The sequence below is a fragment of the Bacillus sp. 491mf genome, assembly GCF_900112415.1.
Lineage (GTDB): Bacteria > Bacillota > Bacilli > Bacillales > Bacillaceae_G > Bacillus_A.
The window spans coordinates 1-15785 of record NZ_FOLV01000013.1; the positions used below are offsets into that span (position 1 = coordinate 1).

Sequence of the window (15785 nt, forward strand, 5' to 3'; positions counted from 1 at the left end):
CTATACCAGTATCAATGTCAATAGCTTTTTTTACTTGATCAGCTGAATTACTTTTAGGTGTTTCAGCGAAAGAAATAGATGTATAATTAAAAGTGCATAAACCAATTGATAAACATGCTAGTAATTTTATTCCCTTAGTATTTTTTCTATTTTTCAAAAAAATCAACTTCTTCCTCTTTTGCGTATTTAAGTATGATAGTTATTTATCAATAATTGCTAAATAGTAAACTTACATAAATGCTTTTAAAAGTCCTTGAACTATTGGAAGTGCTCCACCTAGAAATTTTAAAATTGTCATTGCGATTGTCATAGTATTTACTCTCCCTTTGTTGTTGCTAAAATGTGTTTTATCTTTATACCCTTATTATAGTAAGCGCTTTCATTTTTATCAATACATTCTTGTATGCAATGTTGCATATGAGAATGTATCAGGTTCCCTTTGTATTGTTAATAAGAGTAGCATTCAACATATTTATTATTCTCAGATAATAGTTTTCCTGGAAAACGTACGTAGGCAATTTGGGTGGCAAGTCCTAATCTAATAAAACCTCAAGAGAATCCACACTCATTTTTTATATTGGAAGCATAAGTTGGCCGTAAACTAAAAGAAGCATAAGTTGGCCAAAACGGCCATCTTATGCTTCTTGTTACATACAAAATAAAAAAACCACCAAATATGTATTGGTGGAGACGGTGGGAGTCGAACCCACGTCCAAAAGTATCGGCACTTAAGCTTCTACGAGTGTAGTCGATATATTAGCATTTCGCAAATTCTTCAGCCTATCGACAGGCTTCCGAATTGCTAGTCTGGTTGTTCTCTTCCTTTGTCCTCAGACGGTGAACTCCGGCGTAGCCCACTTAGAGTGAGTCCGCTACCCTACCACATGGGCGATGGAGGGACGAACCGCTAAAAGCTGTTATTAAGCAGCTAAAGCGAAGTTGTTTTGTTGTTTGCCAGTTATAGGCTTTGACGTTTTAACGAGGCCGATCCCCTCGACTCGCAACCTAAGCTCGAACTACCCCTGTCGAATCCGTAACGTCCCCATATAAGAAATGGAGCATACGAAGTATATTCGTGATAGCTGCTATTGAGCTGTTTTTCAATGTTCAACTGGCCTTACATTTGTTATTATAGCACACGATCGTCATTTTGCAATTGTAAATTTCTGTATTACATTTTTTGACGATCGCGGAATACACGTGCAATTTCACGTTTTGCTTCTTTTTCTTTTAAATCATGGCGCTTATCATATTGCTTTTTACCTTTCCCTAAACCAAGTGCCATTTTCGCAAATCCATTTTTTAAGTAAATTTTAAGCGGTACAAGCGTATAACCTGTTTCTTTCGTATAACCGATTAGCTTTAAAATTTCTTTTTTATGAAGAAGTAACTTTCTTGTACGAAGCGGATCATGGTTAAAACGATTTCCTTGTTCATATGGACTAATGTGCATATTATGTACCCATACTTCACCATTTTGCACACGTGCAAAGGCATCTTTTAAGTTTACACGACCGGCACGAATCGCCTTAATTTCTGTTCCTTGAAGGACAAGACCTGCTTCAAATGTTTCTTCAATAAAATAATCATGGAATGCTTTTTTATTTTGTGCGATGACTTTCCCTTGACCTTTTGGCATCTCTTTGCTGCCTCCCTTCATTTGTATCATTGTAACAAAATATGAAGAAAGAAGCCATATACGGCTTCTTTCTTACTTACGTTTTTTCTTTTTCTTCTTAAAGTTCGGTGCATTTTCAAAGAATGGCTTTTTCTTTTTGTTTCCATTTCCATTTTGTTTTCCGTTGCGACTCGAATCTTTTCCTTGTCCGCCGCGATTGTTATCACGATCACTGCGTTTTCTTCTATTTCCTTTTGGCTGGTCAATTACAACTGGGCGATCTTTTCGTTGTCGTTTTACACTGCCTTTCATGCCGACAATTTCAAAGTCAATCGCGCGTTCATCTTTGTTTACGTTAATTACGCGAATCGTAATTTCATCACCAATGCGGAAGACGTTCCCTGTTCGTTCGCCAATCATCGCAAAATGATGTTCGTCATAACGATAGTAGTCATCTGTTAAATAGCTAACGTGAACAAGACCTTCAATTGTATTTGGAAGTTCGACGAATAAACCGAAGTTTGTTACAGAACTAATGATTCCGTCGTATTCTTCACCAACTTTATCAAGCATGTATTCTGCTTTTTTCAATTCATCTGTTTCACGCTCTGCTTCAACAGCGCGGCGCTCCATATTTGAAGAATGCTCCGCAATATCCGGTAAATCCTCACGCCATCTTGCTTGTGTTTCATGATCCACTTTTCCGTTAATTATATATGTGCGAATTAATCTATGCACAATTAAATCAGGATAACGGCGAATTGGTGATGTGAAATGTGTATAGAACTCTGTCGATAAACCGAAGTGGCCTAAACTATCCGCATCGTAACGTGCTTGCTTCATAGAACGAAGCATAACTGTTGAAATCACAACCTCTTCTGGTTGACCATGTACCATTTCAAGAATTTGTTGCAGCGCACGCGGATGTACTTCATTTCCGCGTCCTTTTACCGCATACCCAAAGCTCGTAATAAACTCAAAGAAACGCTCTAGTTTATCTTCTTTCGGGTCTTCGTGAACGCGGTACATAAACGGTAAGTTCATCCAGTGGAAATGCTCTGCAACCGTTTCGTTTGCGACTAGCATAAATTCTTCAATAAGCTTTTCCGCAACAGAACGTTCACGTAATACAACGTCTGTCGGTTTGCCCTCTTCGTCCACTAATACTTTTGCTTCCTTGAAGTCAAAGTCAATTGCTCCGCGGCGCATACGCTTTTCACGTAAAATAGCAGCTAGTTTCCCCATCTCTTGGAACATTGGGATTAACGGCTCATAGCGCTCCATTAGTTCTTCATCTTCATCGTCCAAAATGCGCTTCACATCAGAATACGTCATACGCTCCGCTGTTTTAATCACACTTTGGAAAATTTCATGCTTTACTACTTCCCCTTGCTCATTAATTTCCATTTCACAAGATAAAGTTAAACGGTCTACCTTTGGATTTAATGAACAAATTCCGTTAGATAAACGATGTGGAATCATTGGGATTACACGGTCTACAAGATAAATACTCGTTCCGCGCTCCGCGGCTTCGCGATCAATTGCTGAACCTTCTGTCACGTAATGACTTACATCAGCAATATGTACACCAAGCTTGTAATTGCCGTTCTCAAGCTTCGTTACTGTAACCGCATCATCTAAGTCTTTCGCATCCGCGCCATCGATTGTAACGATTGTTTGATCTCGTAAATCACGACGCCCTTGTAAATCGTTTTCATCAATCGTTTCTGGTACACTGTTCGCATGCTCCATTACGTCTAGCGGAAACGCAAGCGGTAAGTTATGCTTATGAATAACAGATAAAATATCAACGCCTGGGTCGTTTTTATGACCAAGAATTTGAATAACTTCTCCTTCTGCACTTAAACGGTCTTGCGGATAGCTTGTAATTTTCACAACAACTTTATGCCCTTCTACCGCACCCATAGAAGCATTTTTTGGAACGAAAATATCACTCGTCCAGCGCTTATTGTCAGGAAGCACAAAGCCAAAGTTTTTCGATTCTGTATATGTACCAACTAATTCTTTCGTTCCGCGCTCTATAATACGAACAATTGTCCCTTCCTTGCGCGAACCACTTGACTCTGAACTAATACGCGCCAATACTGTATCACCATGCAGCGCGCCTTTTAATTCTGTTGGCGGTATAAAAATATCATCTGTCCCTTTTTCCTCTGGTACGACAAACGCAAAGCCACGAGCATGTCCGATGAGTTTACCGCGCACTAAATTCATTTTCTCTGGAAGACCGTAACGATTACTTCTCGTCCGCACAACAATTCCTTTTTCCTCCATAATAACAAGTGCTTTCACAAACTCTTTAAAATCCGCCGCATCTTCAATACCAAACGCTTCTTCCAACTCTTGCACAGTAAGCGGCTTATATGCTTCCTCTTTCATAAACGATAACAACTTATCGATATTCTCCTGAATCATTTCCTCCAAGTACAAAAACCTCCTTCAAAATCCTCGTATTTAATATTGTATCCGAAAAGATAACCATATATAAATGATGTTGCCTTATATCAATCCATTTTAACGTTTCAACACATAAGTTGCTCAAAACAGAACCTGCTCTCGTCCTTCTTGTTTTTATACCGGTTTTTCAACATACAAATCACTGCTATGAAAACAAAACAAGACCCGCTCTCGTCTTCTCCCTGTATTTCAAACCTCGCACGTGGCAGAACAAGGGCACTGACCGCTCCTACACATGGCCAGTCCCTCTCGCCAATCCTAAAAAAGAGGTTTTTATATTTTTACATATGTAAAAAATACGCAACTAGATCTTACCAATCTAGTTGCTCTAAGAAGTTATATACATCCTCATGCAGCTCATCACGCTGCTTATCAAGCGTAATTACATGTGTAGAATCCTCATACCACTTAATTTCCTTCAAGTTTGATTCTACTCCATGATAAATAATATTTGCGCTATCTGTATTAATCATTTCGTCATGGCGTGCTTGCACAACAAACGTTGGTGCATAAATCATATCGATGTTATTGCGCACATCGCGAATTAAATCTTGCAGTGCTCTTAATGTGTTCATCGGTGTTTGCTTAAATGCAAACATCTCTTCTTCGATCTTCTCTGGCGATTTACGCTCACGCTTTTTATATTCGCGTGCGTACGCTAGTATACCTTGGTACATCGTTTCTTCGCTTTTAATGTACATCGGAGCACACATCGGTACCACTCCGATAATTGGCATTGTATAAGCAAGTTTTAACGAAAAAACGCCGCCAAGCGATAAACCAACTGCTGCAATCTTTTCGTATCCTTTATCTTTTAAATGCTGATATGCTCCCATTACATCTTTCCACCAGTCTTCTGGACCTGTGTGTACAAGCTGCTCTGGTGGTACACCATGACCTTTATAAATTGGCGCATGGCATGTGTAGCCTTTTGTCTCTAAATAACGTCCGAGCATACGAACATCTGCAGAATTTCCTGTAAAACCATGTAATAGTAAAACTGCACGTTCTCCCGCTTCAAATGTAAATGGTTTTGGGGATGCTAGCTTCATTTCCCAATCTCCTTCTCTTCCTATAATGTAATCTTCATATATATGTCCACTTTAATTTTCCGACATCTTTGTCTAACTCTGCCTCCTAGGCCCTGACCGCCTCCATGCATGGCCAGATGCTCTCGTCCGTCCCTAAAAAAGGCTTTTATGTCGTTTTTTAAATTTGTATTTATATATTGTCTATTCATAGTGTAACATAGTTTCTTTTCCATAATCTAATTAGAAATTCTCAGGGCAAATAAAAAAAGATTCAACCCGAAAAGGCGAATCTTTTATACTTAGACTTGTAAATACGTAACTGCAAATGTTAACGCGAAGAATAATACAGCAAGAACAATTGTAATGCGGTTTAATACAGCTTCTACTCCGCGTGCTTTTTGCTTGCCAAATAATTGCTCCGCACCGCCAGAAATTGCACCAGATAAACCAGCGCTCTTACTGGATTGCATTAATACAAGTACAATTAATAACAACGATACAATAATAAGCAGGACCGATAAAAACGTATGCACTTTACACGCCTCCTCAAGTTTCAATTACTTTAAATGTAACATAAAATAATTGGAAAAGCGAGAGCGTCTCATACGCCCAATACTTCACCAAATTAAATAAAAAACGATGCAAATAATGGACCTAGTAAACATGTTAAGATTGCTGCTAATGTCATCGTTACTGATCCGATTACGCCTTCGTTCTCATTATTTTTCATCGCACGCATAACACCCATAATATGCGATGCACAACCAAGTCCAATTCCTATCCCAACAGAATTTGTCACTCTGCTCCATTTTAATAAAAGAGGACCGGTAATTGCTCCAGATATTCCGGCAACTACTACGAAAGCAGCCGTTAACGATGGTACACCGCCAACTTCCTCTGACACACTCATAGCTACTGGCATCGTTACTGACTTCGGTAAGGAAGATAAAATTAAGCTTTTATCCGTTCCAATAACGGTTGCAATCATCACATCACTTGCAATGGCAACGATTGTTCCAATCAATACACCGCCAACAATTGGGATAATATACTTTCTTAAAACACTGCGTTGTTTATAAAGAGGGATCGCAAACGCTACTACCCCAGGACCAAGCAATTTCGAAATCCAGCCCCCGCCGCTTTGCATGTATTGTTGATATGGTATACCAAATACAACTAACAATATAATCATTAAAGCTGTTGCGACAAGCATGGGAATCGTAAACGGCGTTGGAAACCACTCATAAATCTTCTTCGATAATTGATATAATAGCACTGTCAATATAATCCAACCAATTCCAATTACTATACTCATTGTATCTCTTTTTCCTTTCTATTCGCAAAGTATTGTCCTGTATGCCCTGCTACAACGATAATAATAAACGTACTCAGAACAACAGTAATTAACAACGAAATACCTTTACTCACAAAAAAAGAACCATAATTCATTAAACCAATGATTGAGGGAACTAATAAAAATGGCATAAGATCCACCAATGTTTCTGCTCCAAAGTCAAACCACTTTACTGGAAGGACGTTTAAGCTCAGCAATATAAATAACAAAAGCATCCCTATTAAACTTCCTGGAATCGGAAGATGAAATGTGCCTCCTATCCACGTTCCAATCATGTAAAATACGTAAAGCGCTGCTACTTGGACAATAATTTTCGTGAATTTCATCTATCTATCATCCTTTATTATGCGATTGTTGACATTTCCCTAACTAATCATAGTACAAATTGTAAAGACCTTCAATTTATTTTGTTGACAAATTTAGCACAATGTGGTAGGCGCTTACATTCTGATTTTTCTGTATTTATAACAGAATTAGCAATGGTTCCTCATATTAAAAAAACCTCCTATAAACGTGGATGTCCACATTTATAGGAGGTAAAAGCAATACTATTCTACCTTACAGAAATTACTTCTTTAAGTTGTAGAAAGATTTTAAACCATCGTAAACAGCGATTTCGCCTAGTTCGTCTTCGATGCGTAATAATTGGTTGTATTTCGCAATACGGTCAGTACGGCTCATAGAACCAGTTTTGATTTGGCCAGCGTTAGTTGCAACTGCGATGTCAGCGATTGTAGCATCTTCAGTTTCACCAGAACGGTGAGATACAACTGCTGTGTAACCAGCACGTTTAGCCATTTCGATTGCTTCGAAAGTTTCAGTTAAAGTACCGATTTGGTTAACTTTAATTAGGATAGAGTTAGAGATACCTTTTTCGATACCTTCAGCAAGTTTTTGTGTGTTCGTTACGAATAAGTCGTCACCAACTAATTGAACTTTTTTGCCAAGACGGTCAGTTAATAACTTGTGGCCATCCCAGTCGTTTTCGTCTAAACCATCTTCAATAGAGATGATTGGGAAGTTATTGCAAAGATCTTCGTAGAAATCAACCATTTCTGCAGAAGTCATGCTGCGTCCTTCACCTGTAAGATCATATTTACCAGTTTCTTTGTTGTAGAATTCAGAAGAAGCAACGTCCATTCCTAAGAATACGTTTTCGCCAGCTTTGTAACCAGCTTTTTCGATTGCTTCGATGATTACTTCTAATGCTTCACGGTTAGAACCAAGGTTTGGAGCGAATCCACCTTCGTCACCTACTGCTGTGTTAAGACCTTTGTCATGTAATACAGCTTTTAATGCATGGAATACTTCAGCACCCATACGGATTGCTTCTTTGAATGTTGGAGCACCAACTGGTAAGATCATGAACTCTTGGAAGTCTACGTTGTTGTCAGCGTGAGAACCACCGTTGATGATGTTCATCATTGGAGTTGGTAATTGTTTTGCATTGAATCCACCAAGGTAACGGTATAATGGAAGACCTACATAGTCAGCTGCTGCATGAGCTACTGCCATAGATACACCAAGGATAGCGTTAGCGCCTAATTTACCTTTGTTTGGAGTGCCGTCTAATTCGATCATAGCACGGTCGATTCCAGCTTGGTCAGTTACGTCGAAACCAACGATTTCTGGAGCGATAATTTCATTTACATTATTTACTGCGTTAAGAACACCTTTACCAAGGTAACGAGATTTGTCACCGTCACGTAATTCTACTGCTTCGTATTCACCAGTAGATGCACCACTTGGTACTAATGCGCGTCCGAATGAACCGCTTTCCGTGTATACTTCTACTTCTACAGTTGGGTTACCACGAGAGTCTAAAACTTCACGAGCATAAACATCTAAAATTGCTGGCATATTATTTCTCTCCTTTATTATATGAGTAATTATTTAATAATTGTTTTACCTGTCATTTCTTTTGGCTGTTCAACGCCAAGAAGTGTAAGCATTGTTGGTGCGATATCTCCCAAAATACCGTCGCCGCGAAGCTCAATACCTTCTTTTGTAACGATGAAAGGAACCGGGTTTGTTGTATGAGCAGTCATCGGTGTGCCTTCTGGAGTTAACTCCTCATCAGCATTACCATGGTCAGCAGTAATAAGTGCTACACCATCTTTTGCAAGAATCGCTTCTACAACTTTTCCTAAACATTCATCAGTTGCTTCTACTGCTTTAATTGTTGGTTCCATCATCCCAGAATGGCCAACCATATCACAGTTTGCAAAGTTAAGAATGATTACATCATGCTTATCATTTTCAATTTCATTTACTAAAGCGTCCGTAACTTCGTAAATGCTCATTTCAGGTTTCAAGTCATACGTTGCAACCTTAGGCGAGTTAATTAAGATACGCTCTTCTCCTGGGAATTCAGCCTCACGACCACCGCTAAAGAAGAATGTAACGTGCGGATACTTTTCAGTTTCCGCAATGCGAAGTTGTTTTAATCCCGCTTGTGAAACAACTTCACCTAACGTATTATCCAAGTTCATTGGCTTGAATGCTACGTAACCTTTTACAGTTTCACTAAAGTGTGTCATACAAACGAATTCTGGAATGCGAGGTACTTTTTCACCACGATCGAACTCACGGAAATCTTCGTTTGTAAATACACGCGCAATTTGAATTGCACGATCTGGACGGAAATTGTAGAAGATGATTGCATCATCATCATTGATAGTTGCAACTGGCGTTTCATCTTCATTTACCATTACAGACGGCAATACGAATTCATCATAGATACCATTTGCATATGAGTCATCCACACACTCATGTGCTGTTTTGTAAGTAGGGCCTTCGCCTTTTACCATGGCACGGTAACATTTTTCAACGCGATCCCAACGCTTGTCACGGTCCATGGAGTAATAACGACCGGAGATTGTCGCGAATTGTCCTACTCCTGTTTCTTTGATTACTTCATTTGCTGCATCGATATACCCTTTTGCTGTTTGCGGACCAACATCGCGGCCATCTAAGAATGCATGGAGATATACTTTCTCCACGCCTTCTTTTGCAGCTAAGCGAAGAAGAGCAAACATGTGGTCAATGTGACTATGCACACCGCCATCAGAAAGTAAACCGAATAAATGAAGAGCTGTACCCTTTTCCTTTACGTGTTTCATTGCACTTTGGAACGTTTCATTCTGATCGAATTCACCTTCACGAATTGCAACGTTAACACGTGTTAAGCTTTGGTATACAACGCGGCCGGCACCAATATTTAAGTGACCTACCTCAGAGTTACCCATTTGACCTTCCGGAAGACCTACTGCCTCACCGCACGCTGTTAGTGTTGTGTGAGGGAACTTGTTCCAGAAACCGTCGAAATTAGGTTTTTTAGCTTGCGCTACAGCATTCCCGTATGTTTCTTCACGTAAACCGAAACCATCAAGAATGATTAAAGCTGTTGGCTTTCTCATTTTACCGCCTCCAAAAGACCTAAGAAGGAAGCAGGCTCTAAGCTTGCGCCGCCAACTAAAGCACCATCGATATCAGATTGTGCCATGTATTCTTTAATGTTTTCAGGTTTTACGCTACCGCCGTATTGAATACGAACTGCTTCTGCCGCTGCCGGAGAGACTGCTTCAGCAACAACTTTACGGATGTGCGCACATACTTCGTTTGCATCTTGTGCAGAAGAAGATTTACCTGTACCGATTGCCCAAATTGGCTCATAAGCGATAACAGTTACTTTTACTTGCTCTTCTGTTAAGCCTGCAAGTGCTTTTGTCACTTGACCTGCTACAAGATCAAATGTTTTTCCGCTTTCGCGCTCTTCTAACGTTTCACCACAGCAAACGATTGGTGTTAAACCATGTTCAAATGCTGCAAGAGTCTTTTTGTTTACTGTTTCGTCTGTTTCAGCAAACATTTCACGACGTTCAGAGTGACCAAGTACTACATAGCTTACTTTTAAGTCGCTAAGTGCTACCGGGCTAATTTCGCCAGTGAATGCACCATTCTTTTCGAAGTGCATGTTTTGTGCACCTACTTGTAAATCAGTTCCTTCTGAAGCTGCTACAAGACGCTCTAAGAAAAGAGCTGGAGAACAAACAACTGCATCAACAGCCGCCCTAGCTGGGATTTGACCTTTTACTTCCTCTACGAAGCTAACTGCTTCAGATAGAGTTTTATTCATTTTCCAGTTACCTGCGATAATTGGTTTACGCATGCTTTGCACCGTCCTTTTTCTTGGCTGCTAATTATTTGTCGTTAAGACAAACTACACCAGGAAGTTCTTTACCTTCCATAAATTCTAATGACGCACCGCCGCCAGTAGAAATGTGGCTCATTTTATCAGCCATACCAAATAGTTCAACAGCTGCTGCAGAGTCACCACCGCCGATAACAGAGTATGTACCTTCTGCATCTGCTAATGCTTGTCCTACTGCTTTTGTACCTTCTGCATATGGAGCCATTTCGAATACGCCCATTGGTCCATTCCATACAACAAGCTTAGAGTTTTTAATTACATCTGCATAAATTGCACTTGTTTTTGGTCCGATATCTAAACTTTGCCAAGTAGCAGGAATAGAATCGATATCTACAACTTGTCGGTTTGCAGTTTCAGAAAACTCATCTGCAATAACGCAATCAACTGGCATGTAGAAGTTTACACCTTTTTCTTTTGCAAGTTGGATAAACTCTTTTGCTAGTTCAATTTTGTCATCTTCACATAGAGATTTTCCAATTTCATGACCTAATGCTTTTACAAATGTATAAGCAAGTCCGCCGCCAATGATTAAGTTATCAACTTTATCAAGTAGATGACGTATTACACCGATTTTATCTTTTACTTTCGCACCACCGATGATTGCTGTAAATGGACGTTCCGGATTAGAAAGTGCTTTACCTAATACTTCTAATTCTTTTTCCATTAAGAAACCTGATACTGCTGGTAAGTAATCTGCAATACCTGCAGTAGAAGCATGAGCACGGTGAGCTGCACCGAATGCATCATTTACAAAGATATCAGCAAGAGCTGCAAATTCTTTCGCAAGTTCTGCATCGTTCTTTTCTTCACCTGCATAGAAACGCACGTTTTCAAGAACTAATACGTCGCCTTCGTTCATTGCTGCAACCATTTCTTGTACAGCAGGTCCGAATGCTTCGTCCGCTTTTTTCACGTCTTTACCAAGAAGTTCGCCTAAACGTACTGCTACTGGAGTTAGACGCATTTCTTCTACCACTTGTCCTTTTGGACGACCTAAATGACTTGCTAAAATCACTTTCGCACCTTGCTCTACTAAATATTGAATTGTAGGAAGAGCTGCACGAATACGAGTCTCGTCTGTAACTTTGCCTTCTTTCATTGGCACGTTGAAGTCAACGCGGCAAAATACTCGTTTACCCTTTAAATCTACGTCACGAATTGATTTTTTATTCATTGGATTTCCCTCCGACTAGTTAGGATTGACAAAACCCATTCAAAAGCTTATCACATTTGCTTATAAAACGAAAGAAGAGAGAGGGAACAAACCCTCTCCCTCGTTTTGTCATTAATAACTGATAAACTTAAGAATTAAAGACCTTTAGAAGCAATGTAGTCTACTAAGTCAACTACGCGGTTAGAGTAACCAGTTTCGTTGTCGTACCAAGAAAGAACTTTAAGCATGTTGCCTTCCATAGTCATTGTAGATAATGCATCGATTGTAGAAGAGCTTGTGCATCCGTTATAGTCGATAGATACTAATGGCTCTTCGCTGTATCCAAGGATACCTTTTAATTCGCCTTCAGCTGCTGCTTTGAATGCTGCGTTTACTTCTTCAACTGTTACTTCTTTCTCAAGCTCAACAACTAAGTCAACAAGAGATACGTTAGCAGTTGGAACACGAACTGCACCACCATTTAATTTACCTTTAAGTTCTGGTAATACTAATGCTACTGCTTTCGCTGCACCAGTTGTAGTTGGGATCATGCTCATTGCTGCTGCACGTGCACGACGTAAATCTTTATGTGGTAAGTCTAAAATTTGTTGATCGTTAGTGTAAGAGTGAATAGTTGTCATCATACCGCGCTTCATGCCAAATTTTTCGTTTAATACTTTAGCAAATGGAGCTAAGCAGTTTGTAGTACAAGAAGCGTTAGAGATTACGTTATGATTAGCTGCATCATATTGCTCGTGGTTAACGCCCATAACGATTGTGATATCTTCGTCAGAAGCTGGTGCAGAGATGATAACTTTTTTAACTGATCCACCTAAGTGTTTCTCAGCGTCTGCTTTTTTAGTGAAACGGCCAGTAGATTCTACTACTACTTCTACGCCGTAGTCGCTCCATGGTAATTGAGCTGGGTCGCGCTCAGCAATAACTTTGATTTCTTTACCGTTAACAACGATGCTATCGCCGTTTGCAGATACTTCTGCATTTACTGTTCCGTGAACAGAGTCATATTTTAAAAGATGTGCTAATGTTTTTGCATCTGTTAAGTCGTTAATTGCTACTACTTCCACGTTAGGGTTGTTAAGAGCTGCGCGGAATACCACACGTCCGATACGGCCAAATCCATTAATACCAATTTTAGTCATTTGAATTTCCTCCTTGGGGGATGTATATTAAGGGTTATTTACCCTTTACTAACTCTTTTGCTGCACCTTCGTCTGTAATTAGTAACGAAGTGTTCCCTTGTTTAATTACTGCTTGAATCGCTTTCGCTTTTGATGAACCTCCAGCAACTGACACGACATGAGATACATGCTGTAAATCTTCAAGCTGCATGCCAACTGTTTGCACTTTATGAACAACTTCACCTTGTTCATTTAAGTAGTACCCAAAGGCTTCACCGACCGCTTTGTTCTCTTTAATTTTCGTCCAATCTGCTTCTAAAGTACTTCTTCTACGCGCCATTGTTAGGGCATCACCGATTCCGTGAATGACAATATTGGAAGATCGAATCAACTCAAGAATTTCTTTCACAGAAGGTTCTGTCACAATGGATGCGTATGCCTCGCTGCTTACGTGGTCAGGAACGTACAATAAGCGATAATTACTCATCGTATTTTGTGCCATTTTCGCACAAATCGTGTTTGCTTCTAGCTCCACACTCTCTCCTATTCCACCGCGTGCTGGGACAAATAACATATGTAGATCTTTGCAATCAATTTGCATCATATCAGCTACGGCAGCTATCGTGGTTCCTCCAGTCACAGCAACGATATTATTCGCTGTTAGACGATCTTTTATACGAGCAACACAAGCACGGCCCATTTCCAGCTTGACCCAAGGTGATTCATCACTATCACCAGGGACAACGAAAACTTCATCCAAATCTAATGTTTCCTTAAGCTGCTTTTCCAAAACCTTCAAACCAGAAATTTCTTTCATAAAGTCTTCCAAAGCAAGAACAACAGCTGTTCCTTCTTCTGTTAATGTCATTCCAGAAGAGGCGACGTGAATCAAGTTTTCATCTTTCAAAACCTGTACTTCACTTCGTAATACTCGTTCTGTCATACCAAGACTTGCAGATAAGTTTCTTCTACCAATAGGTTGCGTTAACCGGATGTACTGAAGAATTTGCATTCTCTTTTGCATAACAGGTAGCAGATCAGGTAATAATTTTTTTGTATACTGAATCCATGAGCGCATCATATTGCATCTCCTCACCACATTGGTTCATTATCTATATGGTCATTATATGTCCCGTAGTGACATATTGTGTCCCGCATAGAGTAAAAAAAATAATCCCTGCTACATTTATTATTGTAACAGGAGATAAAAAGTTATTCAACTCTTATTATACGAATTATACTGTCCATTATGACATCTTTGTGAATAATTCCATATTCTACCTCTATCCCTTCAATTTCAACAACAGGGATCATAAGATGATACTTTTCTAACAGCTGTTCATCCTCATATATATTTATTTCCTTCAAATCAAATACGTATTCATCTTGCAATTCTTGCAGAAGTTTTTTTGCCTTTTGGCAAAGGCCACATTCCGCTTTTGTATATAGAATAACCTCCATGTTCATCACCTATACAATCGTTTTTCGCAGAGAAGAAGCTGGAATATTTAACTGCTCACGATATTTCGCTACTGTTCTGCGCGACACAACAATTTCGTATTCTTCTTCTAACATTTTTGAAATCTTTTGATCTGAAAGTGGTTTTTTCTTATTTTCTTTCTCTACAAACTCTCCGATAAGCTGCTTTACTCTCTTCGTTGAAACCGCCTCGTCTTCTGTAGTTGTTACCGCATTGCTAAAGAACGACTTCATTTCAAATAAACCATACGGCGTTTGCACATATTTATTGCGCGTCGCTCGGCTAATCGTTGACTCATGAACACCTAATATCTCGGCCACTTCTTTTAGTGCAAGTGGCTTTAAATATTGCGGCCCATTCATAAAAAAGTCACGTTGCTTTTCAATAATTACTTCCATTACATTTAAAAGCGTTTGCTTCCTTTGTTTTAAACTACGCATAATCCATTGTACATGCTGATATTTTTCCGAAACATAAGAAGCAACGTCACTTTCACTATTATGAAGAAGCTCACTATATTCTGAATGAATTTCAATTCTCGGCATATTACGTTCATTCATCTGAATCACTAGGCGATTCTCTTCTTTTTTCACCGCCATATCTGGAACAATGTACATCGGCTTCTCCGAAGAAAACGCCAAACCCGGTTTCGGTTGCAGCGATGTAATCACATGAACAGCTTCTTGTAACTCTTCCGTACTACACTTCAATACATTTGCTAATTTGCGCCAATCTTTCTTTACAAAATATGCAAAATATTCATCTACAATCATCTCCGCTAAAGCGCTCCTTTTATGTAAGCGCTTTAATTGAATGGATAAACACTCTTGAATATTTCTCGCTCCTATCCCTGCTGGCTCTAACGATTGAACGAGCTCCATACAGCTATTCACGTCTTCTATACGCACTGATAATAACGACGCTAATTCCTCATTCGTTTCTTGTAAATATCCATTCTCATCCATATTTAAAATAATGAATGAGGCAATTCTTCTTTGCTTTTCATCTATTTTATAATACTGCAATTGGTTTACTAAATGCTGTTGAATCGTTGTTGAATCAACACTATAAATTTCCATTTGATTCTCAGTTTGTTTCCCCGTTGTTTTACTTTTTTTCTTCTCCCTGTCAAAGCCCCCCAGCTCGATAAGGGGATTTTCCAGCGATTGCTCATACAAAAACTCCGTTAATTCCTGCACATTGTACTGGAGCATTGTAATTGCTTGTCTTAACTCTTGCGTCATTGCCAAACGTAAACTTTGTTCTTGTAAAAGACTTGCTTTCAACCTAATCTCCCCCTCACTTCTATTGTACAATAA

At 39.3% G+C, this 15785-nt stretch carries 14 protein-coding genes, 1 other RNA gene and 1 pseudogene; all 16 read right to left on the reverse strand.

All coding sequences use genetic code 11. From position 1 onward, the window contains the following. Positions 1–166: pseudogene (locus tag BM211_RS27145) on the reverse strand (alveolysin); the annotation flags it as partial. A 516-nt stretch (positions 167–682) separates the two neighbouring features. Continuing rightward, positions 683–1044, reverse strand: a transfer-messenger RNA (tmRNA) gene (gene ssrA / locus BM211_RS13765). A 127-nt stretch (positions 1045–1171) separates the two neighbouring features. Next, a complete protein-coding gene (smpB, locus tag BM211_RS13770) occupies positions 1172–1639 on the reverse strand; it encodes an SsrA-binding protein SmpB (protein ID WP_035430443.1) in 468 nt (155 codons plus the stop codon). A 72-nt stretch (positions 1640–1711) separates the two neighbouring features. Further along, positions 1712–4054 (reverse strand): ribonuclease R, encoded by a 2343-nt coding sequence (rnr, locus tag BM211_RS13775; protein WP_371261880.1) that lies wholly within the window; start codon positions 4052–4054, stop codon positions 1712–1714. A 353-nt stretch (positions 4055–4407) separates the two neighbouring features. Beyond that, on the reverse strand, positions 4408–5148 hold the full coding sequence (locus BM211_RS13780) for an alpha/beta hydrolase (protein ID WP_035430447.1): 741 nt from the start codon (positions 5146–5148) through the stop codon (positions 4408–4410). Between the two features lie 278 nt (positions 5149–5426). Beyond that, on the reverse strand, positions 5427–5660 hold the full coding sequence (gene secG, locus BM211_RS13785; protein WP_035430449.1) for a preprotein translocase subunit SecG: 234 nt from the start codon (positions 5658–5660) through the stop codon (positions 5427–5429). A 92-nt stretch (positions 5661–5752) separates the two neighbouring features. After that, positions 5753–6442 carry an LrgB family protein gene (locus BM211_RS13790; protein ID WP_035430451.1) on the reverse strand — a complete coding sequence of 230 codons (690 nt, stop codon included), beginning with the start codon at positions 6440–6442 and terminating at the stop codon, positions 5753–5755. Further along, a complete protein-coding gene (locus BM211_RS13795) occupies positions 6439–6807 on the reverse strand; it encodes a CidA/LrgA family holin-like protein (RefSeq protein ID WP_035430452.1) in 369 nt (122 codons plus the stop codon). Before BM211_RS13795 ends, BM211_RS13790 begins: the two co-directional genes overlap by 4 nt. 241 nt (positions 6808–7048) lie before the next feature. Then, the gene (gene eno / locus BM211_RS13800) at positions 7049–8341 is read right to left on the reverse strand and encodes a phosphopyruvate hydratase (RefSeq protein WP_090998036.1); all 1293 of its coding nucleotides are present in this window, start codon (positions 8339–8341) and stop codon (positions 7049–7051) included. A 29-nt stretch (positions 8342–8370) separates the two neighbouring features. After that, complete coding sequence (gene gpmI, locus BM211_RS13805) at positions 8371–9900, reverse strand: 2,3-bisphosphoglycerate-independent phosphoglycerate mutase (protein WP_090998039.1); 1530 nt, start codon at positions 9898–9900, stop codon at positions 8371–8373. Beyond that, positions 9897–10652: a triose-phosphate isomerase gene (gene tpiA, locus BM211_RS13810; protein WP_035430455.1), complete on the reverse strand. Its 756-nt coding sequence runs from the start codon at positions 10650–10652 to the stop codon at positions 9897–9899. The genes gpmI and tpiA overlap by 4 nt, the downstream gene beginning before the upstream one ends. A 31-nt stretch (positions 10653–10683) precedes the next feature. Further along, entirely contained in the window at positions 10684–11868 is a 1185-nt protein-coding gene (gene pgk, locus BM211_RS13815) for a phosphoglycerate kinase (RefSeq protein WP_035430456.1), read from the reverse strand. A gap of 134 nt (positions 11869–12002) precedes the next feature. Continuing rightward, positions 12003–13007, reverse strand: a complete 1005-nt coding sequence (gene gap, locus BM211_RS13820; protein ID WP_035430457.1) for a type I glyceraldehyde-3-phosphate dehydrogenase — start codon at positions 13005–13007, stop codon at positions 12003–12005. Between the two features lie 34 nt (positions 13008–13041). Further along, complete coding sequence (locus BM211_RS13825) at positions 13042–14064, reverse strand: sugar-binding transcriptional regulator (protein ID WP_090998131.1); 1023 nt, start codon at positions 14062–14064, stop codon at positions 13042–13044. Between the two features lie 134 nt (positions 14065–14198). Beyond that, the gene (locus BM211_RS13830; protein ID WP_035430458.1) at positions 14199–14447 is read right to left on the reverse strand and encodes a glutaredoxin family protein; all 249 of its coding nucleotides are present in this window, start codon (positions 14445–14447) and stop codon (positions 14199–14201) included. Between the two features lie 9 nt (positions 14448–14456). Beyond that, positions 14457–15752 carry an RNA polymerase factor sigma-54 gene (gene rpoN / locus BM211_RS13835; protein ID WP_035430459.1) on the reverse strand — a complete coding sequence of 432 codons (1296 nt, stop codon included), beginning with the start codon at positions 15750–15752 and terminating at the stop codon, positions 14457–14459. Between the last annotated feature and the right edge of the window lie 33 nt (positions 15753–15785).